This window comes from Pseudomonas sp. CLCA07, from assembly GCF_053615335.1.
In genome coordinates this window covers 3085475-3111303 of record NZ_CM132131.1, presented here as the reverse complement: position 1 = coordinate 3111303, position 25829 = coordinate 3085475, and the positions used below count along the sequence as shown (strand labels likewise).

Below are 25829 nucleotides of genomic sequence, written 5' to 3'. Positions count from 1 at the left end.
TACATGGCAGGCGCAAAAGAGATTCGCAGTAAGATTGCGAGCATCAAAAGCACGCAAAAGATTACCAGCGCCATGGAAAAAGTGGCGGTCAGTAAAATGCGCAGGGCACAAATGCGCATGGCTGCTAGCCGTCCTTACGCGGAGCGCATCCGCCAGGTTATTGGTCATTTGGCCAACGCCAACCCGGAATATCGCCACCCGTTCATGATCGAGCGTGAAGTAAAGCGCGTCGGTTACGTTGTGGTGAGCTCTGACCGTGGTTTGTGTGGTGGTTTGAACACCAACCTGTTCAAGGCCCTGGTCAAGGACATGGCGGTAAACCGCGAAAACGGCGTCGAGATTGATCTGTGTGTAGTGGGTAGCAAGGGTGCGGCTTTCTTCCGCAACTTCGGCGGTAACGTCGTAGCAGCTATCAGCCACCTGGGTGAAGAGCCGTCGATCAATGATCTGATCGGCAGCGTCAAGGTGATGCTGGATGCCTACCTGGACGGCCGTATTGACCGCCTGTCCGTGGTGTCCAACAAGTTCATCAACACCATGACGCAATCGCCTACCGTGGAGCAGTTGATTCCACTGGTGGCAACCCCGGATCAAGGACTCAAGCACCACTGGGACTATCTCTACGAACCGGACGCCAAAGAGCTGCTTGACGGCTTGATGGTTCGTTACGTGGAGTCGCAGGTCTACCAGTCGGTGGTCGAGAACAACGCGGCTGAACAAGCTGCGCGGATGATCGCGATGAAGAACGCTACCGACAACGCCGGTGATTTGATCAGCGATTTGCAGCTGATCTACAACAAGGCGCGTCAGGCTGCGATCACCCAAGAGATCTCGGAAATCGTCGGCGGCGCTGCCGCGGTTTAACGGTTCAAATATTCAGAGGATCCAGCTATGAGTAGCGGACGTATCGTTCAAATCATCGGCGCCGTTATCGACGTGGAATTCCCACGCGACAGCGTACCGAGCATCTACAACGCGCTGACTGTACAAAGCGCGGCCGCAACCACTCTGGAAGTTCAGCAACAGCTGGGCGACGGCGTGGTTCGTACCATTGCGATGGGCTCCACCGAGGGCTTGAAGCGTGGTCTGGACGTCATCGACTCCGGTTCCGCCATCTCCGTACCAGTCGGTAAAGCGACGCTGGGCCGGATCATGGACGTACTCGGCAACCCGATCGACGAAGCTGGCCCGATCGACACCGAAGAACGCTGGGGCATTCACCGTCCTGCGCCAACCTTCGCTGAACAAGCAGGCGGCAACGACCTGCTGGAAACCGGCATCAAGGCTATTGACCTGGTTTGCCCGTTCACCAAGGGTGGTAAAGTCGGTCTGTTCGGTGGTGCCGGTGTAGGCAAAACCGTAAACATGATGGAACTGATCCGTAACATTGCCATCGAGCACAGCGGTTATTCCGTGTTCGCCGGTGTGGGTGAGCGTACTCGTGAGGGTAACGACTTCTACCACGAGATGAAGGATTCCAACGTTCTGGACAAAGTGGCACTGGTTTACGGTCAGATGAACGAGCCGCCGGGTAACCGTCTGCGCGTAGCACTGACCGGCCTGACCATGGCCGAGAAGTTCCGTGACGAAGGTAACGACGTTCTGCTGTTCGTCGACAACATCTATCGTTACACCCTGGCCGGTACTGAAGTATCCGCACTGCTGGGCCGTATGCCTTCTGCAGTAGGTTACCAGCCGACCCTGGCCGAAGAGATGGGTACTCTGCAAGAGCGTATCACTTCGACCAAAAACGGTTCGATCACCTCGATCCAAGCGGTATACGTACCTGCGGATGACTTGACCGACCCGTCGCCAGCGACCACTTTCGCCCACTTGGACGCCACCGTCGTACTGTCCCGTGACATCGCTTCCCTGGGTATCTACCCAGCAATCGATCCACTCGACTCGACTTCGCGCCAGCTGGATCCGAACGTAATCGGCCAGGACCACTACGACACTGCTCGCGGTGTACAGTATGTGCTGCAGCGTTACAAAGAACTGAAGGACATCATCGCGATCCTGGGTATGGACGAGCTGTCGGAAGAAGACAAGCAGTTGGTAAACCGTGCTCGTAAGATCCAGCGTTTCTTGTCGCAGCCGTTCTTCGTGGCTGAAGTCTTCACCGGTTCTTCGGGCAAGTACGTTTCCCTGAAAGACACCATTGCTGGCTTCAAAGGCATCCTCAACGGTGACTACGACCACCTGCCAGAACAAGCGTTCTACATGGTCGGCGGCATCGAAGAAGCGATCGAGAAAGCCAAGAAACTGTAATCCCGGCGCCCGGAAACGGGCGCTAATTTAGGTTGAGGCAATCAGATGGCTATGACAGTCCATTGCGATATCGTCAGCGCGGAAGGAGAAATCTTTTCCGGTCTGGTCGAGATGGTGATTGCGCACGGTGCATTGGGTGATCTTGGTATCGCACTGGGTCACGCGCCGTTGATCACTAATCTCAAGCCAGGTCCGATCCGCCTGATCAAGCAGGGCGGGGAAACCGAGGTGTTTTACATCTCCGGTGGTTTCCTCGAGGTTCAGCCGAACATGGTCAAGGTTCTTGCCGACACTGTGCAACGTGCTGCCGACCTGGATGAAGCCGCCGCTCAGGAAGCCGTTAAGGCTGCCGAGAAGGCCTTGCATGAACGTGGTGCAGAATTCGATTACGGTTCTGCTGCCGCACGTCTGGCCGAGGCGACAGCTCAGCTGCGCACCGTCCAGCAGATCCGCAAGAAGTTTGGCGGTTAATCCGTCATCGGCTTGTTGTGCGATTGATTAAAAAGGGTAGCCTCGGCTACCCTTTTTTCTTTTCCAACTTTCATAACCTGGTCACAGCCGCTGACCACCCAGGATTGGTAGCCAGTCATGTCTCTTGAAATCGTTATCCTCGCTGCTGGCCAAGGCACCCGCATGCGCTCGGCGTTGCCAAAAGTTCTGCACCCGATCGCCGGCAACTCGATGCTTGGCCATGTTATCCACAGCGCCCGACAACTTGATCCACAGCGCATCCATGTGGTGATTGGCCATGGCGCCGAAGCAGTACGTGAGCGCCTGGCGGCGGACGATCTGAATTTTGTCCTGCAGGACAAACAACTGGGTACCGGTCATGCAGTGGCTCAGGCCGTACCGTTCATTGACTCCGATACCGTACTGATTCTCTACGGTGACGTGCCGCTTATTGAAGTCGAAACCCTGCAACGCCTGCTCAAGAAAGTGGCGCCGCAGCAACTGGGCTTGCTGACCGTTGAACTGGACGACCCGACCGGTTACGGCCGCATCGTTCGTGATGCCGCTGGCAAGGTCACGGCCATCGTTGAGCAAAAAGACGCCAACGAAGACGAGCGTGCGATCACTGAAGGCAACACCGGCATTCTTGCCCTGCCTTTCGCACAACTGGGTGGCTGGATGAGCCGTCTCTCCAACAACAATGCCCAGGGCGAGTACTACCTGACCGACGTGATCGCCATGGCGGTCAGTGATGGGCTGGTGGTGGCCACCGAGCAACCTCATGACGCCATGGAAGTGCAGGGCGCCAATGACCGCAAGCAACTTTCCGAACTTGAGCGTCACTATCAATTGCGTGCCGGCCGCCGGTTGATGGCTCAAGGCGTGACCCTGCGTGACCCGGCTCGTTTCGATGTGCGTGGTGAAGTCACTGTCGGCCGCGATGTGCTGATTGATATCAACGTGATCCTCGAAGGCAAAGTAGTCATCGAAGACGACGTGGTGATCGGCCCGAACTGTGTGATCAAGGACAGCACCCTGCGCAAAGGCGTAGTGATCAAGGCCAACAGCCATATCGAAGGCGCAATTCTGGGCGAGGGCAGCGATGCCGGTCCGTTCGCGCGTCTGCGTCCGGGCACCGTACTTGAGGCTCGCGCACATGTGGGTAACTTTGTTGAATTGAAGAACGCTCACCTGGGCGAAGGCGCGAAGGCCGGTCATCTGTCTTACCTTGGGGACGCCGAGATCGGTGCGCGCACCAACATTGGCGCGGGCACCATCACCTGTAACTACGACGGCGTTAACAAGTGGAAAACCGTGTTGGGTGAAGATGTGTTCATCGGTTCCAACAACTCGTTGGTGGCGCCTGTGGATATCTCTGCCGGTGCAACCACGGCGGCCGGTTCGACCATTACACAGAATGTGGATAACTCACAGCTGGCGATAGGCCGGGCGCGGCAGAAGAATATCGACGGCTGGAAGCGGCCGGAAAAGGTCAAGAAGAGCTGAGTTATCCACAGCGCTTCAAAATCAAAAGATCGCAGTTTGCGGCAGGTACTGAACGACCCGCCGCAAGCTACGATTTTTTTAGTTATGCACAGGCCTTTTTATCGCATCACGCTTGACGAAATTTCGGCGATAGGTTTTGATTGCTTCCGTTATCTTTCGAATCGAAACTTACCAGCCCATGTCGAAGCGCAATACACCCCAACGCCGGCACAATATCCTCACCTTGCTCAATGAGCAGGGCGAAGTCAGTGTAGACGAGCTGGCAAAGCGCTTCGAAACTTCGGAAGTTACGATTCGAAAAGATCTGGCGGCTCTCGAGAGTAACGGCCTGCTGCTGCGCCGTTACGGCGGAGCGATCACCATGCCTCAGGAACTGGTCGCTGACATCGGCCAACCCGTCTCCAAGTACAAACAAGCCATTGCCCGCGCCGCCGTCGCACGTATTCGTGAGCATGCGCGGATCATCATCGACAGCGGCAGCACCACGGCCGCGATGATTCCGGAACTCGGTCAGCAGCCAGGGCTGGTGGTGATGACCAACTCGCTGCACGTTGCCAATGCGTTGAGTGAGCTGGAACACGAGCCGGTGCTGTTGATGACCGGCGGTACCTGGGACCCGCATTCCGAGTCCTTTCAGGGGCAGGTCGCCGAGCAGGTTCTACGCTCTTACGACTTTGACCAACTTTTTATCGGTGCCGATGGCATCGATCTGGTCCGCGGTACCACCACTTTCAACGAATTGCTGGGGCTGAGCCGGGTCATGGCAGAAGTCGCCCGCGAAGTAGTCGTGATGGTGGAGGCCGACAAGATCGGCCGAAAAATCCCCAACCTGGAGCTGCCATGGAGCAGTGTCCATACCCTTATTACCGATGATCGCCTTTTGCTTGCGGCACGCGATCAGATTCAGGCCCGCGGAATCAATTTGATTTGCGCGGCTGTCAGTCAGGAGAAATAGTATGTGTGGAATTGTCGGCGCAGTCGCAGAACGTAACATCACCGCCATCCTGCTCGAAGGCCTCAAACGCCTGGAATACCGTGGCTATGACAGCGCCGGTGTGGCGGTTTTCACCAACGATGAACAGCTCGAACGTATGCGTCGTCCGGGCAAGGTCAGCGAACTGGAACTGGCACTTGAAGCCGAACCACTGGTCGGTCGCCTCGGCATCGCCCATACCCGCTGGGCGACACATGGCGCACCGTGCGAGCGCAACGCCCACCCGCATTTCTCCGGCGACCTGGCCGTGGTGCACAACGGCATCATTGAAAACCACGAAGCCTTGCGTGAGCAGCTGAAAGCCTTGGGTTATGTGTTCACCTCGGACACCGACACCGAAGTCATCGCTCACTTGCTGAACCACAAACTCAAGGATTTGCCCGACCTCACTGCGGCCCTCAAAGCGACTGTTAAAGAACTGCACGGTGCTTACGGCCTGGCGGTTATCAGTGCACAGCAACCGGATCGCCTGGTCGCGGCTCGCAGCGGCAGCCCGCTGGTGATTGGTCTGGGCCTGGGTGAAAACTTCCTGGCTTCCGACCAACTGGCCCTGCGTCAGGTCACTGACCGTTTCATGTACCTGGAAGAAGGCGATATTGCAGAGATTCGCCGCGACAGTGTGCATATCTGGGACGTTGATGGTAAAGCCGTCGAGCGCGAAACCGTGCAGTATCGCGACGGTGCCGAAGCGGCGGACAAGGGCGAGTTCCGCCACTTCATGCTGAAAGAAATCCACGAGCAACCGTCTGTTGTTCAGCGCACCCTCGAAGGTCGTCTGAGCCCGAACGGCGTGCTGGTTCAGGCATTCGGTCCACAGGCTGCCGAGCTGTTCGCCAAAGTGCGCAACGTACAGATCGTTGCCTGCGGCACCAGCTATCACGCCGGTATGGTTGCCCGTTACTGGCTCGAAGAACTGGCGGGCATCCCGTGCCAGGTCGAAGTTGCCAGCGAATTCCGCTATCGCAAAGTCGTGGTGCAGCCAGACACCCTGTTCGTGACCATCTCCCAGTCCGGGGAAACCGCTGACACCCTGGCCGCACTGCGCAACGCCAAGGAGCTTTCAAGAGAAGAAGGGGGCTACCTCGCCAGCCTGGCGATCTGCAACGTCGGCATCAGTTCGCTGGTGCGTGAGTCCGACCTGACCCTGCTGACCCAGGCCGGTCGCGAAATTGGCGTGGCGTCGACCAAAGCCTTCACCACTCAACTGGTGGGCCTGCTGCTACTGACCCTGTCCCTGGGTCAGGTTCGTGGGACATTGGCCAAAGGTGTAGAAGCGACTCTGGTTGAAGAACTGCGTCGTCTGCCAACTCGCTTGGGCGAAGCCCTGGCCATGGACAGCACCGTCGAGAAAATCGCCGAACTGTTCGCCGAGAAGAACCACACGCTGTTCCTCGGCCGTGGCGCGCAATTCCCGGTAGCAATGGAAGGGGCCCTGAAACTCAAGGAAATCTCCTACATCCACGCTGAAGCCTACCCGGCTGGAGAGCTGAAACACGGCCCGTTGGCGCTTGTGGATAACGACATGCCCGTGGTGACCGTGGCACCGAACAACGAGTTGCTGGAGAAGCTGAAATCCAACCTCCAGGAAGTCCGCGCCCGTGGCGGCCAATTGATCGTCTTCGCAGACGAGCAGGCAGGCATGACCAATGGTGAAGGCACGCACGTTGTGCACATGCCGCATATCCACGACATCCTGTCGCCAATCCTCTACACCATCCCGCTGCAGTTGCTGTCGTACTACGTTGCTGTGTTGAAAGGCACGGACGTTGACCAGCCGCGCAACCTGGCGAAGTCGGTGACGGTGGAGTAAGTTATCCACAGGTGATCGAAATATTGTCTGCAGTAAACAAAGGTTGTCCCAAGCTAATAAGCCTTGTCACAACGAAATAAAGATTGTCACGGTTGCTTCCCTACGTCGGGGAAGCAACCGCAATCATTATTGAGGTCCACAATCTGTAGTCAGGTTGTGACACTACTCCGCTGCAACCTGCGCTGCGATCCTACAGCATGGGGTTCCCCTCTCTTCCAGCGTTTCCCTCCCATGGCACTTCGACACAGAATTCGTCGGAGCGCCGAGCCCCTGATGCAGCCGTTGGATCTTGGCGCTTCCTTCTCCGCATGCTAGCGGCTGCTATACTTCTTTCGGGTTGCATGAAGTGACTGCAAATCTCAGTTAAAGGCTGCAGGACAGAGGAGGTCTACAGCAAACGCGAAATGGGAGGTGTGGCATGAATCGACACTATTACATCAGTGACAATCTCGACGATCTCGAAGCCGTTGAAAATGAATTAGAGGCCAGTGGCATCAATTCCGAACAGATTCATGTGCTCAGTGAAAAAGTTGCTGATGTTGAACAACATCACCTCCACGAGGTTAACTCGTTAATGGAACAAGATGCTGTTCACTCTGGTGAGATTGGTGCGGTGGTCGGTGTGCCACTCGCAGCGCTGGTCTTGGGTGTCGCCTATTGGCTGGGCTGGACCGAATCCGCCGCAGGCTGGATGCCTTTTATCTTCCTTGCCATTGTTATTTTGGGCTTCTGCATCTGGGAAGGCGGTTTTTTTGGGTTCCAGGTGCCGAACACTCACTTCCGCAGTTTTAAACAGGTGGTAGAAGAAGGAAAACATATCTTCTTCGTGGATGTTGAACCGAATCAGGAATCGGTATTGGACCGGGTAATCGAACATCATCCAACGCTGAAGATCGCCGGCACGGGAACGGCAGCCCCCCACTGGACAGTAGCCTGGCAGCACAAATGGCATCAGTTCAAGCGAGTAATATCGGGTTAGCCTCTGGAGACTCAAGGCCATCCGGAAGCTGTTTATTGGCCGAAGAAAATGACTCGGCTGAGGAAAACATAGTCCGCCTCGGTGGCCATCAGTCCGACGAGCACCAGCAAACACAAAGGTGGCACCAATATGGCGTAGACCATGGCCAACCGCTCCCAGGCCATATGCATGAAGATGGAGACAATTAAACCTGCCTTCAACAACATGAAAGTAATAATCAGGGACCACCGAAGGTAACCATGGAAGTGGAAATAGTCGACAAGGTACGACAGCGTGCTGAGGACGAATAACAGCCCCCAGATTTTAAGGTACAAACTGATTGGATGTTGCTGACCCTGAGCATGTGCCATCACCGGTGCTCCTCTACCATAAATAGAAGAAAGCAAAAATAAACACCCACACCAAATCCACGAAGTGCCAATAAAGCCCGGCTATCTCGACGTTCTGATAGTTTCCGGAGCGCTCATAATCCCCCCGCGATACTTTCAGAGCCACAATGCTCAGGTAGATGGCGCCGATTGACACATGCAGTCCGTGGAAACCGGTAATCATGAAAAAGCTGGCACCAAATTGCGCCGCTCCCATGGGGTTCCCCCAGGGACGCACTCCTTCTGCGATGAGCTTGCTCCATTCAAATGCCTGCATGCTGACGAAGGTCACACCCAAGGCGGCGGTCGCCAGCATCAGGGCTGTGGTTTTCGCGCGATCACGGCGATAGGCGAAATTAACGGCCATGGCCATGGTGCCGCTGCTACTGATCAGCACAAAGGTCATGATGGCGATCAGAATAAGTGGGATTTCTCTACCGCCGATCGTCAATGCGAACACTTCACTGGGGTTCGGCCAGGCCGTGGTGATGGTCATGCGTACCGACATGTAGCCGGTTAAAAAACAGCTGAATATAAAAGTATCGCTGAGCAGGAATATCCACATCATCGCCTTGCCCCAGGGGACCTGCTTGAAGGCCTCTTTATCCGAGGACCAGTCGCTGGCGATGCCCTGCCATCCCGGTGCAGGCGTTGAGTCTGGTGGATTGGATGAACTGGATTCGCCTGGGGCAAGTGGGTGCGATGCCATGACTTTTCACCTCAGGCCGCAGAATCTGGCGATCGCTTCATAGGTTTGCGGCGTGCTGGCCAGCAAAGCGAAAAGCACGAACCAAAGACCCAGTAAGTAGTGCCAATAGGTGGCGCAGAGCTCTACGCTGACGCTGAGTTGCGGCAACGGCACGCGATGCAGGAATTTAGCGACGATTATGCCCCAGGCTATCAGCCCGCCCAGCAGGTGGAGCCCATGCAGGCCGGTCAACAGGTAGAAGAAACTGTTGGCTGGATTGCTGGCGACAAAGTAGCCCCAGGCGACAAACTGCTGCCAGACCCAGAGTTGTCCCGTCAGAAAGGCAATGGCAAACACGCCCCCCAACGCAAAACCAATGACCGTTGCGCCCAGTCGCGCCTGTCGGGCGGCCATACGCGACCACTGCAGTGCAATGCAACTGAATACCAAAAAAGCCGAATTCAGCCATAACTGCCAGAGATTGGCTAACGGCGCCAAGGGCTCTGTCAGGGGCAGCCAGTCGGCCATTTGTGAACGGGCAATAAAGGCGATCAGAAAGAGAAAGAATAACGAACTCACCACGGCCAGAAATAAGCGCAGGCCCACTCTTGCGGTTTGATTTCTATCGGCCCCCTCGGCGGACTGAACATCCCCAGGATCGCGACTCCAGCTGCCGCCGGGGTTAGCGCCATCGGCGTTTCTCAATAGCAACCTGCTCATGTTTTAACGTCCGCTATCTTGGTTCCGGCACTCAGTTGCCGCATGTGCTCCAGCTCCTCGGCGGAGACCGTTTGCGGAACGAAATCCTGTTCTATCCCCGGCACACTGTAGTCATAGGCCCAGCGATGCACGACTGGCAGCTTCGCTCCCCAGTTACCGTGGATCGGCGGGGTGTTCGGCGTTTGCCATTCCAGACTGGCCGCGCCCCAGGGATTACTGCCTGCGGGCTTGCCCTTAAATGCACTCCAGGCCAGGTTGAACACAAACAGCAGCTGGGAAACGCCAACGGCCAATGCGACCACCGTAATGAAGGCATTCAAATCTTGCGCGGACTGCGGGATGAACGCGTAGTTTTCATAGGCGTAGTAACGGCGTGGCATGCCCTGGAATCCCAGGTAGTGCATGGGGAAGAAGATGGCGTAGGTGCCCAGAAAGGTAATCCAGAAATGCAGCTTGCCCAAGGTGTCGTTAAACATGCGCCCGGTTACTTTCGGGAACCAGTGATAAATGCCGCCGAACACCACCAGTACCGGTGCAACCCCCATGACCATATGAAAATGGGCTACGACGAAATAGGTGTCCGAGAGCGGAATATCCACGATCACATTGCCGAGAAACAACCCGGTCAGACCGCCGACCAGGAAGGTGACGATAAAGGCCAGGGCAAACAGCATCGGCACGGTCAGATGGATATCGCCCCGCCACAGGGTCAGCACCCAGTTGTAGACTTTCAGTGCGGTCGGCACCGCGATGATCAAGGTGGTGACGGCGAAGAAAAAGCCAAAGTACGGGTTCATTCCGCTGACATACATATGGTGCGCCCAGACTACAAAGCTGAGTACACCGATCGCAATAATGGCCCACACCATCATTCGGTAGCCGAAGATATTTTTACGCGCATGCGTGCTGATCAAGTCGGAGACCAAACCAAACGCAGGGAGAGCAACGATGTAGACCTCCGGGTGGCCGAAGAACCAGAACAGGTGCTGGAATAATATTGGGCTGCCACCCTGGTGATCGAGCTGCTGCCCCAGCGAGATCATCGCTGGCATAAAGAAGCTGGTGCCCAACAGCTTGTCAAACAGCATCATGACCGCACTGACAAATAACGCCGGGAAAGCCAACAAGGCCATAATCGAGGCCATGAAAATTCCCCATACGGAGAGCGGCATGCGAAACAATGTCATGCCGTGCGTGCGCGCCTGCAACACCGTGGTTACGTAGTTCAACCCGCCCATGGTGGCTGCGACAATAAAAATCGCCAGTGAGACGAGCATCAGGACGATGCCCCACTCGACCCCTGGTGTTCCCTGAGAAATGGACTGTGGCGGATAGAGCGTCCAGCCCGAACCGGTGGGGCCGCCCGGGACAAAGAAACTGGAGAGCAACACTACTACCGCTAGCAGGTAGAACCAGTAACTCAGCATGTTGACATAGGGGAAGACCATGTCGCGGGCGCCCACCATAAGCGGGATCAGATAGTTGCCGAAGCCACCCAGAAACAAGGCCGTCAGCAAGTAAATGACCATGATCATGCCGTGCATGGTCATCGCCTGATAGTAAGCACTGGCATCCATGAACGCCAAACTACCGGGAAAGCCTATCTGCATGCGCATCAAGTCGGACAACACCACGGCGATAAGACCCACGAACAGAGCCGTCAAGGAATATTGAACAGCTATGACCTTGTGGTCCTGACTCCAGATATATTTGGTCAGGAAGCTTTTAGGCTCGTGCAGTGCTTCTGTTTCGGCTTGCTCCGCATAGGCCATCACGTCATCCTCCTGTCGAAGTTTCGGTGCATTCCTGGCTGCTTTACGGCTACTTCCCTGGCTCCGCCTTGCTCGCATCGGCGTCGGTATTCGCTTTGGATTTGATAAAAGCGATCAGTGCGTTCAACTCCTGATCACTCGGAGCAAAGACCGGCATGACGGGTGCATAGCCTTTGACGATTTTGGCGCTGGGATTAAGAATCGAATCCTTTATATAGCCCTCATCGACCTTGATACTCGTACCGTCGGCCAGGGTTTCTGCCTTGCCATACACGCCCTGCCAGCTGGGGCCGACACCCTTGCTGCCATCGACACTGTGGCAGGCCAGACAGCCGAGCGACCCGGCCAGCCGCTGCCCCTGCGTTGCCAAGTCGTCACCTGGGCCCGACGCGTCGCTGGCAGAAGGTTCATTGTCTTGCCGCGCAGCACCCAGCGATTTGATCAGGGCGACGAGAGCACCCAGTTCATCGTCATTGAGAGTATAGGCCACCATTATCGGCGGGTAGCCCAGTACCAGTCGGGCCTTCGGATCGAGGATCGACTCTTTCAGGTAGGCCTCATCGGCCAGCACACTGGTGCCATCGGCAAGCTGTTCAGTGCGGCCGTACAACCCCTTCCATCCCGGGCCGAGACTGTTATTGCCATCCTGGCTATGGCAGGCACCGCAGCCGTATTTTTCGACCAACAGGCGACCTTTTTCCAGCACGCTGTCCCGACTGGGTTTGGCAGCTGTCGTTAATGTCTGGGCAAAAGTCGGTTGGCTGTTCAGCCATTGATCGAAGGCGCCTTGCTCTTCCACGATCATATGGCCGCGCATGTTGTAATGTCCTACGCCACAATATTCAGCGCAAAGGGTTTCATATTTTCCGGTTTTAGTCGGCGTAAACCAAAAGTACGACACCATCCCTGGCACCATGTCCATCTTGCTGCGAATTTGCGGTACATAGAAATCGTGCAGAACATCTTTAGAGCGCAATAAAACTTTCACCGGCCGATTGAGCGGAAGGCGAACTTCATTATTTAATACAAGCACATCGTCCTGCCCTACAGGATCCTTGGGATCAAGGCCGAGGGGATTGGCGGGATCAATAAACTTAATATCCGATCTGCCCAGCTTTCCGTCTTGACCGGGAAAACGAAAGGCCCACTGCCACTGCTGGGCGACCACTTCAAGTTCGTAAGCATTTTTCGGCACCCGGATGAAATCGTTGTAAACAACCAGACCTGGCGCCAACATCCCGGCAATACCCACTGAGGTAACGATAATTAACCATACTTCCAACTTTTTATTTTCTGGCTGGTAAGCCGCCCTGGAACCCTCCTTGTGACGATAACGCATCACGGCTACCGCCATAAATACCGTGATGGCGATGAAAAAAATTCCGCTAATGATCAGGGTGATGAAGAGGGTGGTGTCTATGGACCCCCAGTTGGAAGCTGCCGGTGTCGCCTGCCAAGGCGCTAGTATATGAAACAGCACTGATGCAATAACGATTAGTATCAAGACAATTGCTATTGCCATTTTCTCTTCATCCTATTCCTGTTGCTCACTGGTGATGCAAAAGCATCGCCACTGACGTCCAAGCAGGGCAGACAAGTACCATCCATTGCGACGGTAAAATCAGCCAGAAGTATAGTGCATGGACGGAACAGGCGCTTTTTCTGAGAAACGGCTGACCAATATTCCAATTCGAACATTAAGTTAATTGTTTAAAGCTATTCGCTACATGTAACTATAGATTTTCAGCATCACGTCTCTCGGGATTAGATGGGCGTAGATCAGTCAACATGATTAGAAAAACGCTGAAAAACATCCCATCACACGAGTTTTTCCGATGAAGCAGATGACCTTCTGCCGACGCGGTTACAGCAAGCGATGCCCGGTCGCCAGCTATACTCAATTCCGATGACGGATGGCAGAACTGGCCAGAAGCGGATTTCATTGAGAAGAGACAAGAGCCACAGAGTCCCGCAGTCCACAACGGAGGTTTCGCGTCATGAGTGCCTTGACGATCGAAGGCTGGTGCAAAGTCAACGGAGAACAAAAGTCGACCCCGGTGGGGGAAATCCATTTTTACGTCGATGGAACCCTCCATCTGGGTCTGGAACAAGCTGAAGAACGCCTGCAGAAGACCCATGAGCGTGAAGCCATGGTCGATGTCGACATGAGCTCACTGGAATTGATGCTGCCAGAGGGATATGGACCTTTGTCCGACTGCCAAATGCGCGTCTATATACACAACGAGCGCGGTCAGTTCCATTTGGTCGGGCATCGAGCGAGTGATGGAAGTTTGATCTACAGCAACGCGGTTTTGATTGATCAGTTGCTTGAGTAGCTACGACGGGATTCTCGGCATCGGATTTCCCCTGTTCGATACCCTTCACCCGACCGGCTGCCAAGGGCTGTAAATTCACTCGCGCCGTGACATTGTTTATTTATCCTGCACAAACATTAAGAATCGCAGCCTACGGTTGCGATTTTTTTTATCTGAATAAAGGACATGCCCCATGGACCGATTCCAGGAAATGCAGGTCTTCGCCGCCGTGGCCCAGGAACAAGGTTTCTCGGCAGCGGCGCGACGTTTGGGGATGTCGGCGGCCAGTGTCACCCGGGCGGTGGCAGCACTGGAGAAACGCATTGGCACTCTGTTGCTGACACGTACCACCCGCAGCGTGCATTTGAGCGAGGCGGGGCTACGTTATCTGGAGGATTGTCGGAGGATTCTTGCCGAAGTGCAGGAAGCGGAGGATTCGGCGGCCGGCAGTCATGCCCAGCCTCGTGGGCAACTGACGATCACCGCGCCGGTGTTGTTCGGTGAGTTGTTTGTCACACCGGTGATGGTCGGTTATCTCTCTCAATTTCCTGAAGTCAGCATCAATGCCTTACTGGTTGACCGGGTCGTGAGCATGGTCGAGGAGGGCATTGATGTGGCGGTGCGCATCGGTGAGTTGCCTGACAGCAATCAACATGCGATTCGTGTGGGTGAGGTGCGACGGGTGGTCTGTGCTTCCCCGACGTTTTTGGCGGCGCGTGGCAGGCCACGACATCCGAATGAGCTCAGTGCTGCCCCGATCGTTGCAACGTCGTCCATTGGGCAGCTCAGAACCTGGCCATTCCTTGAAGGGGGTGAGCCGCTGAATGTACGTCCGGAACCGCGTCTGGTGGTCACCGCCAATCAGGCGGCCATCACGGCGGCATGCATGGGTTTGGGATTCACCCGGGTCTTGTCTTATCAAGTGGCCAGCAACGTTGCCGCCGGTGAATTGGAAATCGTGCTGGCTGACTTCGAGCTACCTGCGTTACCCATTCATGTGGTCTACCAGGGTGGCCGCAAGGCGTCGGTGCGAGTCCGCAGTTTTGTCGATTTCGCCGTGACAACATTAAGAGAACATCCGTCGCTGCACGGTTAATGGGTTATTGCACTGAATGAAACAATGGATTGCGTTTGCTGGTTATTCTGTTGTTTTGGTTGTGGGTGGAAGATAGCGTCCATCGGTGCTGATCCCTCCTGAACGGCGCCACCACCCAGCGGAGTCGACCATGCAAGCGATCAAACTCTACAACTTCCCTCGTTCCGGCCATGCTCACCGTGTGGAGCTGATGCTGTCGCTGCTGCAACTGCCGACCGAGCTGATCTTTGTCGATTTGGCCAAGGGCGAGCACAAGCAACCGGACTTTCTGGCACTCAATTCGTTCGGTCAGGTGCCCGTCATTGATGACCAAGGCGTGGTATTGGCCGACTCCAATGCGATCCTGGTTTATCTGGCGCGCAAATATGGAAACGGTCGCTGGCTGCCGGCTGATCCAGTCGGAGCAGCCAAGGTTCAGCGGTGGTTGTCCGTTGCCGCCGGGCCAATTGCCTTTGGCCCGGCCCGGGCCCGGCTGATCACGGTGTTTGGTGGGCCTTACAACGCTCAAGAGGTCATCGCTTATTCCCACACCGTGCTCAAAGTGATCAATCAGGAACTGGCTGAAACGCCGTACCTGGCGGGCGCCGAGCCAACCATCGCCGATGTGGCTGCCTACAGCTACATCGCTCATGCGCCGGAAGGCAATATCTCGTTGGACGACTACGCCAACATCCGCGCCTGGCTGGCGCGGGTTGAAGCCTTGCCTGGTTTTGTCGGCATGCCGCGTACCGTGGCCGGTTTGCAAAAAACTGCCTGATGCTCACGGCCCGACCTGCTCGGGCTGTTCACTGTGCGCGATGGGCGTAGGGGAGAACCGTTATGGAACATTCACCTTGGCACGCCGGCGAGAAACAGCTGCAAGCTCATGTGGGCGTTGCCGAGCGAATGGAGGCGTTCGGTCGCAGGGTGATTCGCAGTCAGATGCCGGATCAGCACCGCACGTTCTATCAACAACTGCCGTTCATGCTGTACGGCGCCGTAGATGCCGATGGCAACCCTTGGGCCAGCATTCTTGAAGGGCCGCCGGGCTTCGCTCATTCTCCCGACCCTTCACTGTTGCAGTTCGACTGTTTGCCGAGTGCCGATGACCCCGCGCAACTGCAAGACGGTGCCGCCATCGGTCTGCTCGGTATCGAACTGCACACCCGACGTCGCAACCGCCTCAATGGTCGAGTCGACGCGGTGACAGCCGGCGGATTCGGCGTGACGGTGGAGCAATCATTCGGCAACTGCCCGCAATACATTCAATTGCGCCAGTTTCGCTCGGTGCCATTGGCGGACCCCGCGAGCCGCGTTGCACAGCACTTGAATGAACTGGATGACGCGGCCAGAGCCATGATCGTCGAGGCGGACACATTCTTTGTCGCCAGCTACGTGGACGTCGATGGCCAGCGTTCGGTGGATGTTTCTCACCGGGGCGGGCAGGCCGGTTTCGTACAGGTAGAGGGCAATCGCCTGACCATTCCGGACTTCGCTGGCAACCTGCATTTCAACACGTTGGGCAATCTGCTGATCAATCCTCGCGCCGGTTTGTTGTTCATCGATTTCAATTCTGGTGACCTGCTGCACCTCAGTGGGCGCACCGAGATCATCCTCGACGGCCCGCAAATCGAAGCCTTTCAAGGTGCCGAGCGGCTGTGGACCTTCGAGGTCGAGCGCGTGGTGCGCCGGCCTGCGGCGCTGGCCTTGCGCTGGCGCTTCGACGGCGTGTCGCCCACCAGTCTGCTGACCGGCACCTGGGCGCTGGCATCCGCGCGTTTGCAAGCCAAGGCCTTGGGGGATCGCTGGCGGCCGCTGCGGGTGGTGCGTATCGAATCGGAAAGCCAAAACATCCGTTCGATTTATCTGGAGCCTACCGATGGCGCCGGGTTGCCGGTGTTTCAGGCCGGGCAACATTTGCCGCTGCGGTTCAACATTGCCGGTGATGTGCATATCCGCACGTACAGCCTGTCGAGCGCTCCGTCTGATGATTTTTTCCGGATCAGTGTGAAGCGTGACGGGTTGGTGTCATCGCACCTGCATGAGCAGATTCGTGTCGGTGATGTTCTGGAGGCCCGTGCGCCTCAAGGGCATTTCACGGTGGCACCTCATGAGCGGCGACCGCTGGTGTTGCTGGCCGCGGGCGTGGGCATTACGCCGCTGCTGTCGATGGTGCGCGAAGTGGTTTATCAAGGCCTGCGCACGCGAAGCATCCGCCCGACCTGGTTCTTCCAGAGTTCACGAACCTTGGCCGATCAACCGTTTCGCCCGGAACTGAACCGCTTGCTCGATGGGCTCGGCGACGCGGTGCGCGTCCTGCGTTTGCTCAGTCAGCCGGAGCCCGATGCGCGCGAAGGCGAAGATTATGACCTGACCGGGCGGATCGACGCCGACCTGCTCAAGACCACGCTTGAGGTGGAAGACTACGATCAGCTGGATTTTGTCCTCTGCGGTCCAGGCAGTTTTACCCAGGTGATGTACGACAGCCTGCGTGAGATGGACATCCGTGATTCGAGGATTCACGCCGAGACCTTTGGCCCGTCGACGTTACGCCGGATACCCGACCCGGATGCTGTGGTCATCGAGCAACCACCGGCCGCCACGACGTCGGTACCGGTCGTGTTCGAGCGCTCGGCCAAAGAAGCGCGCTGGAAGCCCGATAGCGGGAGTTTGCTGGAGTTGGCCGAAAGCCGTGGTTTACGCCCGGAGTTCAGTTGCCGCGGCGGGTCCTGCGGGACCTGCAAAACCCGTCTGATCAGCGGCGCGGTGAGTTATCCACAGGTACCGGCAGAAGTGCCCGGCGCTGGAGAAGTGCTGATTTGTTGTGCGGTGCCGGCGCAGGGGGCGCAGCCGTTGGTGCTGGACCTGTAATCAGTAAATCCCTGTGGGAGCGGGCTTTTGTGGCGAGGGGCTCGCTCCGACCTTTGATTGAGGTCACCTTGAGATCTTTCGCACGTCCTACAGACGCGGTGATTTTGGGGAACGATTCCGACGGGTTCTGTCGGTTGCCGGGTGGGAAGTGGAGTCGATAGGCTTTGTGGGTCGCTGACGAATCAGCGGCCGGGCCTGGAAACCCGAGGGATGGGAGCTAATCAGTTGTCCTCATGACATACTGCGGCGTTTTTTCTGCCCGCAGTTCTGCGTTATGGCGGCTGTGCGTGGGAGACCTTCGGGTCTGCCAGGGTTAGCTCCTACCTCGGGTTTCCAGCCCACGCACAGCTGCCACCCATTCGCTTGGAAACCGAAAGTGGCAGCTCCATAACATCAGGAGCTTAACCATGATCAAAGAAACACCGAATCCCCCGGAAACCGACGACATTTCCCCATACGAATCCATCGACTCCAAAAAACTTAACGAAGCCGCTGAACGCGCGCTGAATCATTACCTCAATCCCGCCGCCCTCAAATCACCCGCTACTCGTAAGCCAAGCACGATGTTTTTGATCGCTCCGGATATTAAAGACGAAGATCTGTTGGCCCATACCTGTGAGTCATTGGCCCAGGCCAGTGTGATGGCGAGTGATTTTGCGGGGTATCTGGAAGGGCCGCACCGAAACACCGCCATGGCCATCCAGCAGATCGTCATGCTCGCCGAACTGGCGGTGAACCGGATGCTCGATAACCTCGAAATCCCCAAACCCGCGCCACACCGCTGATCACACTGATACAGCAAATCCCCTGTGGGAGCCGGGCTTGCCCGCGATGGCGGAGTGTCAGTCCACATCAATGTCGAATGTTAAACCGCCATCGCGGGCAAGCCCGGCTCCTACAAGAGCAATCAGGCGTAGGACAGGTATTTTTCTTCCAGCAGTTCTTCGTACAACCCTGTCCACTTGCGGCCCATTTCGTCCGCCGTGAATAATTTCCGATAACGCGCCTCAGCCTTCACGCCCATTTGCGCCGCACGCGTCGGGTTTTCCCACAGCGTGCGCATTGCTTCACGGAAGGCCTGTGGATGACTTGGAGGAACCACCAGCCCGGTTTCGTTGTGAATGTTGATGTAACTGGTGCCGGTGCCGATCTCGCTGGAGATCATCGGTTTGCCATACATCGCGCCTTCCAGCAGCGAAATACCGAACGCTTCTGAGCGCAGGTGTGACGGGAACACGATGGCGTAGCTCAGTTGCAGCAGCGCCACTTTGTCTTCGTCGCCCAGGCGTCCGAGGAAGTGAATATTGCGCAAACCCAAAGCTGCCGCCTGGGCGTGAAGTTCCGCTTCCAGTGGGCCGGCACCGACAATCACCGTGGGGTAATCCAGGTCTTTCAAGGCGTCGAGCAGGATGTGCAAACCTTTGTAGTAACGCATCACCCCTACAAACAGAAAAAACTTATCCCCAAGCTTCTGCCGCCAGTGGGCCATGCGCTCGCTGTCGGGCTGTGGATAACCTGCCTTGTTCAGGCCGTAGGGAATCACGCGAGTCTTGTCCTGAAACTGCTGAAGCACATCGCTTGTGTGCAAGTAGTTGGGCGACGCTGCGACGATCCGGTCGGCGCTGGCCAGAAAGCGGTTCATCAGCGGCCGGTAGAGTTTGAGCAGGTGTTTCTGGCGAATGATGTCCGAGTGGTAGGTCACCACGCTCGGTTTATTCACGCCGCTGGCGAAATGCACCAGGTCCATGAAGGGCCATGGGAAGTGATAATTGACCACGTCGGCTTCGGCCGCCAACTCGCGAAACTGTTTGAAGACGCTCCAGGAGAACCCCGTGGATGCGAACTGAATGTCGAGTCTGGCCCGATGAACTTCGTGATGGCCAAGCTGAACCACCGGCGGGGCAGGATCGGCACTGAGTGTCAGCACTTGGCCTTCAACGCCGTGCTGGGCACCGCTTTCGCACAACTGGAAAATAACTTGCTCGATCCCGCCGACCGAGTCAGGCAGGTACGTCTTGAAAAAATGAAGAACTCGCATTCAACCTCCCATAGCCTGGCGGTAGGCGCGGGCCGTAACCTGCGCACAGCGTTCCCAGGTAAAAAGCCTTGCTTGATGTAATCCGGCTTCTCGGCATACCTGCCAATGCGCTTGATCATCGATCAGACGGCTCATTGCATCGCGTAAGCCGTCGGGTTCGTCCGTTTCAACATAGTTGCCCGCAACGCCTGCCACTTCGGGCATGGCCGAACGTCGAGTCAGAATGACCGGCGTGCCGCTGGCCATGGCCTCCAGCACCGGCAGGCCAAAGCCTTCGTAGAGCGACGGAAAAATCAACGCCCGAGCGCCGGCCAACAGTTGTGCCACTTGCTCGTCAGGCAGATAGCCCAGCAAACAGACGTGACCACAGGCCAAAGCCTGATGCAGTTCTTCACTGAACTGCTCGCGCTGCCAGCCGGCCATGCCGACGATCAGCAGTGGAAAACGCTGACGGACCGATTCAGGCAGTCGGGCGTGGGCGCGCAGGGCCAAGGTCAGATTCTTGCGCGGCTCCAGGGTGCCGACGCAGAGGAAGTATTCCCGCGGCTCGACGCCATGGGCCTTGAGGACGGCGTCGATGGCGTCAGGCGCCCTTGGGTGGAAACGCGCGGCTACGCCCAGTGGAGCAACGACAAAGCGTTCGGCCGGTAGCCCGAAATGCGCCTGGGCTTCGTCAGCAATGTACTGCGAGTCGGTGAGAATCAGGCTCGCCTGGCGCACGCCGTCGGCCAGCCGCCGTTCGATTTCTCGCAAGCGCGCGGGCGGCTGAGTGTCGGGGTAGTGCAGGTGTGTCAGGTCATGCAGGGTGATGACCGTCGGGCCGTCGAACGACAGCGGCCACAAGCTCGGTTCGTGGTAGAGGTCGATGGTTTGCGCGCGACCTTGATCGAAGCGTTTCTGCTCCAGCCAGCGCCGGGCCTGATAGGCCCCCGGAATTTGCCGCAACAGCGGCGTCAGTCGGGAATAACCGGGCATGGCCGCTTCAGGCAGCACGGAGCTCCAACCCCAGCCATGAAACAGCGCCAGTTCAACATCGGGCTCACTCGCAAGGGCGTTCGCCAGTTCGGCGACGTAGTGGCCGATGCCGGTACGCGGCGCCTGGAGGATCCGGGCATTAAGGGCAATTCGCATACTGCCTCTCTGGCATGACCGGCGCTTGTTCAAGATTGCGCAGGGTTCGTTCAGCCAATTGCGCACTGGCTTCACACCAGCCGATCCAGCGCCAGTCGGCTACGTCGCGGGTCGCCGGGAACTGACCGCTGCGCTCGAAACGCACGACCAGGTCGGCCAGGCTTTGTGGCTCGGCCAGATCGAAGTACGCCATGAACTCGCCGCCGATTTCGCGAAAGACCGGAATATCGCTGCCCATGGCCGGCAGTCCGCGCTGCATGGCTTCCACCAGTGGCAGGCCGAAGCCTTCGACATAGGACGGAAACACCAGTGAGCTGGCGTGGCTATAGGCATGTTCGAGGCTGGTATCGCTCAGGTCGTTGAACATGAACAGACGCTGGTTCAGTTGCGGGTGATTGCGTACCCGGGCGAGCAGTGCGTCACATTTCCAGCCGATTCGACCGGCAATGCACAATCGGGCGTTGGAGCCCGCCGCCCAGGCCAGTTCAAAGGCGTCCAGCAGGTAGTCGTGGTTCTTGCGCGGCTCGATGGTACTGACCATCAAAAACACCGGTTCCGGCGCCTTGAATAGCCGTGCAAGGCGCGGTTCCACGGCAGCGGAGGCTTCGCTCAGGTCGAGCTCGGAACCGAGGTGGAAATAATCGAACCACAACTCTTTGGCCTTGGCAGAACCCAGACGGTGCTGCAATTCCTCGCGGACCTGATCGCGCACCGTGGCAGAAATCGCCACGTAGCCATCGGCGGTTTTCGTGATCCAGTCGAACCATTCGTTGAAAACCTGCACCAACCGGTTGTCGTAGAACTGCGGGTGAGTAAGGGGAATGAGGTCGTAGATGACTGCAACGATGCCCACGCCTTCACGTTTGAGCTGTTCGGCAAACGGGAAAAAGTCGGTATGCCAGGACGAGTCCAGCAGCACCAATTGATCCCCCGGTTGGTGCTGCAACGGCGTGCAGCGTTTGGGCAGCTGATATTGGTTGATGCCTTCGATCACCCGCAGCGGCATGCTGAAGCAGGTGACCGCCGTTACCCGGTAGGCCACGTGCAGCAAACGCTTGATCACTCGCGAGTTGCTGCGATTGTGCAGGCGTTGATGCAGTTGCCAGAAACGGTGAGCCAATCGCCCCAGTCGTCCACCAAAGTTCATCATGTGATCAAAAAACGGGATGTTCAGCGCGCCGAGCATCAGCACTCGATAGAGTTGGCCTTTGAGCATCACGACCGGGATGCACTCAACCCCGTCCACACTTTCCGGCAGCTGATTGATGACGTTGCGCACCACGCGCTGAATGCCCGAGTTGACCTTGGGGTGTTGAAACACGTGGGTGCATTCCACCAGCAGACGCGTCATGGCGTGCTCTCCGAGGTGATCGACGTGTTCGCGCGAGTGATGGTGGTTTTCGCTCCCAGCCACGAGCAACCGACAAAGTCTTCGTGCCGGTTATTAATCACATGGAACACCAACCCGTAATCGCGCCACTCGAAATTGCGGTCCAGGTGCGAATCCAGCCGAGACAGGCTCAGCGCCACGGAATAGTTGCCCTTTCCCAGGCCCATGACGAAAGCAAAGCGGTAGGTCACGCGCTCGCCGGCCTGCAGGTCGGTCAGAGCCTTGTCTTGACGATGGGTATTGATGCCGTACATGGCTTGGCCCAGGCGATCCTTGATCATGAAACCCAGCACCAGCCGTTCGATGTCCTGGCGGACTTCAACCTTTACCTCCAGCACCACTGGCTGACCGACTTCGGCGGCGTCGATGGATCGGTCGTTTTCGTCCAGCAGGCGCACGCTGAGAATCCCGGCTTCACCGGTACCGGAAATGGTGCTGACTTGACCACCAGACAGCGCTTCCTGACGCACGGTCTGGCCTTCGCGCTCGGCGAGCAGGGCGTTGTAGTAATCCATGACGGCTTCAGGTGTGCCGTGCATGGCCATGCGACCCTTTTCAAGGAGGATCGCCGAGTCGCAGATAGACTGAATGGCGGAGCGATCATGGGACACGATCAGCAGGGTGGTGCCGGCTTTGCGAAAGCTGCGGATGCGATCGAAACTTTTGTGTTGAAAGTAGGCGTCGCCCACTGAGAGCGCTTCGTCGACGATCAGGATATCCGGGCGTCGCGCGGTGGCCACGCTGAATGCCAGGCGCATCTGCATGCCACTGGAATAGGTGCGCACCGGGTGATCGATGGCGTCGCCGATTTCCGCGAAGCGTTCGATCTCGGGCATCAATGCTTCAATCTCTTCGACGTGCATGCCCAGCAGTTGCCCGGCCATGATCGCGTTCTGCCGGCCGGTGAAATCTGCGTGAAAGCCCATGCCCAGCTCCAGTAGGGCGGCGACGCGGCCTTCGAGCTGGATGTTGCCGCAGGTGGGTTGGGTGGTGCCTGTGATCATTTTCAGCAGGGTGCTTTTGCCGGCACCATTGACCCCGACGATGCCCACCGCTTCACCGGGGGCGATCTCGAATGCCACGTCTTGCAGCACCCAGTGGGGATGATGGCGAATCGGTGAAAACGGAATCAGCCATTCGGCCAGCCGACTCCAGCGCGTAGGGTATTGTTTGTAGGCCTTGCCCAGGCCGGTGACGCGTATGTGCCCCATCAGAGTTCATCCACCATTTCACCGACCCGCTGACGGAACAGCCGCAGCCCGATCACGCAGAACACCACGCCGCTGACGAAGATGGGCAGTAGCGAACTCCAGACCGGCCATTGGCCGTAAAGAAACACGTTCTGATAGCTGGTGATCAGGTTGGTCAGGGGGTTGAGTTGCAGCAGACGTTGTACCCATTCCGGCAGGATGCTCATCGGGTACACAATCGGCGTCAGCCAGAACCAGAATTGCATACAGATAGCGAAGAATTGTCCGACATCGCGGAAGAACACGTTCATTACGCCAAGAATCATCCCTAACCCGGCACAAAACATGATTTGCAACGCCAACAGCGGCAGCAAGGCCAACAAGGCCATGCCCGGAAAACGTCCGGTGATCAGCAGAAAGCCGAGGAACAAGCCAATGATGATCGCGAAGTTGATACCGGCATTGAACAGCACGATCACCGGCAGGCAGATCCGCGGGAAGCTGATTTTTTTCAGCAGGTTGGCGTTATCCAGAAACATGTTCTGGCTGCGCAAAGTGATTTCGGCGAACAGCCCCCAGGTCAGCAGGCCAGCACAGAGGTAGACGCTGTAGGCCATGCCGTCATCCACGCCCGGTAAACGAGCACGCATGATGTGGGAAAAGATCACGGTGTAGACGACGATCATCGACAGCGGGTTGAGCACGGTCCACAGGGCACCGAACAACGAATTGCGATATCGCGACTGAAACTCTCGCTGGACGCTACCGAGGATAAAACCCCGATAGCCCCACAGCGAGCGGTACAGAGAAAGCAGCATTCAAACCGTCCTGCCGTAATGGTCTTCGAAGCGGACGATATCGTCCTCCCCCAGGTATTCGCCGCTTTGCACTTCGATGATCACCAGGTCGATCACGCCGGGGTTTTCCAGGCGATGTTTGTGACCGGCGGCAATGAACGTCGATTCGTTCTTGGCCACCAGGTGGGTGCCGGTACCGTTGTTGGTCACTTTGGCCATGCCTTCGACCACCACCCAATGTTCATTGCGATGGTGGTGCATTTGCAGCGACAACTTACCACCGGGTTTGACCACGATGCGTTTGATTTTAAAGCGCGGGCCTTCTTCGAGCACGGTGTAGGTGCCCCAAGGTCGGCTGACCGTACGGTGCAGGCGATAGGCTTCGTGCTCTTTGTCCTTGAGCTGTTTGGCCACCCGGCGCACGTCCTGGGCGCGATCAGCGTGGGCCACCAACACCGCGTCGGCGGTGTCGATGATGATCAGGTTATCCACACCCACGGCCGCCACCAGACGGTCTTCGCTCTGGATAAAGTTGTTGTGGCTGTCGATGAACACCGCGTCGCCGCTGGCGCGGTTGTTTTGTGCATCAGCCGGCACCAGCGCGGCCACCGCGCCCCACGAGCCGATGTCGCTCCAGTCGAAAGCGGCGGGCACCACAACCACCTTGTCGGAACGCTCCATCAGGGCGTAGTCGATGGAAATGTCAGTCATTTGCGCGAACAACGTCGGGGACAACTCCTGTTGCAGGAACCCGATGGTTTCCACCGGGTTACTGTCCGCCATGCAGGTTTTCGCCTGCTCGAGTAACTCGGGGGCGTGTATTTCCAGCTCGGCCAGCAGGGCGGCGATCGAGAAGCAGAACATCCCGGAATTCCACAGGAAGTTGCCACTTTCCAGGTATTGCGTCGCGGTTTGCAGGTCGGGTTTCTCGACGAAGCGCTGCACCTTGGCCGCCCCTTTATGGTCCAGCGCTGTGCCGGTTTCAATGTAGCCGAATCCGGTTTCCGGAGCGGTCGGCACCACGCCAAACGTCACCAGAAAACCATCTTTGGCCAGATTCACGGCGTGTTCCACGGCGGTCTTCAAGGCGTCTACGTTGAGAATCAAATGGTCGGCAGGCATCACCACCATGATCGCTTCGTCGCCGTGCAGGGCTTTCAGCGACAGCGCAGCCGCCGCAATGGCCGGGGCCGTATTGCGACCGGTCGGCTCAAGCAGAAAGTGCCCGCGATGGCGACCGAGGTGCGCCTCCTGATAGTGATCCTTGCTCTGGAAGTAGTAGTCGCGATTGGTCACCGTGACGATATCGCCCCAGCCATCGAGCAAACCGGCGGCACGGCGGTAGGTTTTGCCCAACAGCGACTGACCATCGGGCAAGGTCATGAAGGGTTTGGGATGGCCCTCACGGGACACCGGCCACAAGCGAGTACCGGCACCGCCGGAGAGAATCACGGGAATCAGCAT

General features: G+C 57.2%; 23 protein-coding genes. 12 read left to right on the top strand and 11 right to left on the bottom strand.

The annotated features are described in order from the left end of the window. Positions 1–3: 3 nt before the first annotated feature. The 7 genes from atpG (at position 4) to ACWGZX_RS14340 (ending at position 8010) form a co-directional block, all read left to right on the top strand. Positions 4–864, top strand: coding sequence for a F0F1 ATP synthase subunit gamma (atpG, locus tag ACWGZX_RS14370; protein ID WP_046030892.1), 861 nt, complete (start codon positions 4–6; stop codon positions 862–864). 27 nt (positions 865–891) lie between these two features. Next, positions 892–2271: a F0F1 ATP synthase subunit beta gene (gene atpD, locus ACWGZX_RS14365; protein WP_007948086.1), complete on the top strand. Its 1380-nt coding sequence runs from the start codon at positions 892–894 to the stop codon at positions 2269–2271. A 45-nt stretch (positions 2272–2316) separates the two neighbouring features. Then, entirely contained in the window at positions 2317–2742 is a 426-nt protein-coding gene (locus ACWGZX_RS14360; RefSeq protein WP_452628781.1) for a F0F1 ATP synthase subunit epsilon, read from the top strand. 117 nt (positions 2743–2859) lie between these two features. Beyond that, positions 2860–4227 (top strand): bifunctional UDP-N-acetylglucosamine diphosphorylase/glucosamine-1-phosphate N-acetyltransferase GlmU, encoded by a 1368-nt coding sequence (gene glmU / locus ACWGZX_RS14355; protein WP_452628780.1) that lies wholly within the window; start codon positions 2860–2862, stop codon positions 4225–4227. 178 nt (positions 4228–4405) lie between these two features. Further along, positions 4406–5182, top strand: coding sequence for a DeoR family transcriptional regulator (locus ACWGZX_RS14350; RefSeq protein WP_452628779.1), 777 nt, complete (start codon positions 4406–4408; stop codon positions 5180–5182). 1 nt (position 5183) lies between these two features. After that, positions 5184–7031 (top strand): glutamine--fructose-6-phosphate transaminase (isomerizing), encoded by a 1848-nt coding sequence (glmS, locus tag ACWGZX_RS14345; RefSeq protein ID WP_452628778.1) that lies wholly within the window; start codon positions 5184–5186, stop codon positions 7029–7031. Positions 7032–7449: 418 nt separating this feature from the next. Next, positions 7450–8010 (top strand): magnesium transporter, encoded by a 561-nt coding sequence (locus ACWGZX_RS14340; protein WP_452628777.1) that lies wholly within the window; start codon positions 7450–7452, stop codon positions 8008–8010. Between the two features lie 32 nt (positions 8011–8042). Here ACWGZX_RS14340 and ACWGZX_RS14335 read toward each other — a convergent pair whose 3' ends face one another. Genes ACWGZX_RS14335 through ACWGZX_RS14315 form a run of 5 tightly spaced genes read right to left on the bottom strand, consistent with a single transcriptional unit; the run spans position 8043 to position 13080 of the window. Further along, positions 8043–8360, bottom strand: coding sequence for a cytochrome C oxidase subunit IV family protein (locus ACWGZX_RS14335; RefSeq protein WP_223521360.1), 318 nt, complete (start codon positions 8358–8360; stop codon positions 8043–8045). A 13-nt stretch (positions 8361–8373) separates the two neighbouring features. Next, on the bottom strand, positions 8374–9087 hold the full coding sequence (locus ACWGZX_RS14330; RefSeq protein ID WP_452628776.1) for a heme-copper oxidase subunit III family protein: 714 nt from the start codon (positions 9085–9087) through the stop codon (positions 8374–8376). A gap of 6 nt (positions 9088–9093) precedes the next feature. Next, complete coding sequence (locus ACWGZX_RS14325) at positions 9094–9786, bottom strand: cytochrome c oxidase subunit 3 (RefSeq protein ID WP_452628775.1); 693 nt, start codon at positions 9784–9786, stop codon at positions 9094–9096. Then, complete coding sequence (gene ctaD / locus ACWGZX_RS14320) at positions 9783–11558, bottom strand: cytochrome c oxidase subunit I (protein ID WP_452629017.1); 1776 nt, start codon at positions 11556–11558, stop codon at positions 9783–9785. Before ctaD ends, ACWGZX_RS14325 begins: the two co-directional genes overlap by 4 nt. A 49-nt stretch (positions 11559–11607) precedes the next feature. Next, a complete protein-coding gene (locus ACWGZX_RS14315) occupies positions 11608–13080 on the bottom strand; it encodes a c-type cytochrome (RefSeq protein WP_452628774.1) in 1473 nt (490 codons plus the stop codon). A 475-nt stretch (positions 13081–13555) separates the two neighbouring features. Here ACWGZX_RS14315 and ACWGZX_RS14310 point away from each other — a divergent pair, with 475 nt between their 5' ends. From ACWGZX_RS14310 to ACWGZX_RS14290, 5 genes are all read left to right on the top strand, one after another. Beyond that, a complete protein-coding gene (locus tag ACWGZX_RS14310) occupies positions 13556–13894 on the top strand; it encodes a hypothetical protein (RefSeq protein ID WP_452628773.1) in 339 nt (112 codons plus the stop codon). Between the two features lie 172 nt (positions 13895–14066). After that, positions 14067–14969: a LysR family transcriptional regulator gene (locus tag ACWGZX_RS14305; RefSeq protein ID WP_452628772.1), complete on the top strand. Its 903-nt coding sequence runs from the start codon at positions 14067–14069 to the stop codon at positions 14967–14969. 130 nt (positions 14970–15099) lie between these two features. Next, positions 15100–15726: a glutathione S-transferase family protein gene (locus tag ACWGZX_RS14300; protein ID WP_452628771.1), complete on the top strand. Its 627-nt coding sequence runs from the start codon at positions 15100–15102 to the stop codon at positions 15724–15726. Between the two features lie 62 nt (positions 15727–15788). After that, positions 15789–17819, top strand: coding sequence for a 2Fe-2S iron-sulfur cluster-binding protein (locus tag ACWGZX_RS14295; RefSeq protein WP_452628770.1), 2031 nt, complete (start codon positions 15789–15791; stop codon positions 17817–17819). Positions 17820–18226: 407 nt separating this feature from the next. Beyond that, positions 18227–18604 (top strand): DUF6124 family protein, encoded by a 378-nt coding sequence (locus ACWGZX_RS14290; RefSeq protein ID WP_452628769.1) that lies wholly within the window; start codon positions 18227–18229, stop codon positions 18602–18604. A 122-nt stretch (positions 18605–18726) separates the two neighbouring features. Here ACWGZX_RS14290 and ACWGZX_RS14285 read toward each other — a convergent pair whose 3' ends face one another. The 6 genes from ACWGZX_RS14285 to ACWGZX_RS14260 are packed head-to-tail and all read right to left on the bottom strand — an operon-like array spanning position 18727 to position 25829. Beyond that, positions 18727–19857, bottom strand: coding sequence for a glycosyltransferase family 4 protein (locus ACWGZX_RS14285; RefSeq protein WP_452628768.1), 1131 nt, complete (start codon positions 19855–19857; stop codon positions 18727–18729). Continuing rightward, positions 19858–20988 (bottom strand): glycosyltransferase family 4 protein, encoded by a 1131-nt coding sequence (locus ACWGZX_RS14280; RefSeq protein WP_452628767.1) that lies wholly within the window; start codon positions 20986–20988, stop codon positions 19858–19860. Beyond that, on the bottom strand, positions 20972–22339 hold the full coding sequence (locus ACWGZX_RS14275) for a glycosyltransferase family 4 protein (protein ID WP_452628766.1): 1368 nt from the start codon (positions 22337–22339) through the stop codon (positions 20972–20974). Before ACWGZX_RS14275 ends, ACWGZX_RS14280 begins: the two co-directional genes overlap by 17 nt. Next, complete coding sequence (locus ACWGZX_RS14270; RefSeq protein WP_452628765.1) at positions 22336–23589, bottom strand: ABC transporter ATP-binding protein; 1254 nt, start codon at positions 23587–23589, stop codon at positions 22336–22338. Before ACWGZX_RS14270 ends, ACWGZX_RS14275 begins: the two co-directional genes overlap by 4 nt. Further along, positions 23589–24386 (bottom strand): ABC transporter permease, encoded by a 798-nt coding sequence (locus ACWGZX_RS14265; protein WP_223521339.1) that lies wholly within the window; start codon positions 24384–24386, stop codon positions 23589–23591. Before ACWGZX_RS14265 ends, ACWGZX_RS14270 begins: the two co-directional genes overlap by 1 nt. Further along, positions 24387–25829 carry a mannose-1-phosphate guanylyltransferase/mannose-6-phosphate isomerase gene (locus ACWGZX_RS14260; RefSeq protein ID WP_452628764.1) on the bottom strand — a complete coding sequence of 481 codons (1443 nt, stop codon included), beginning with the start codon at positions 25827–25829 and terminating at the stop codon, positions 24387–24389.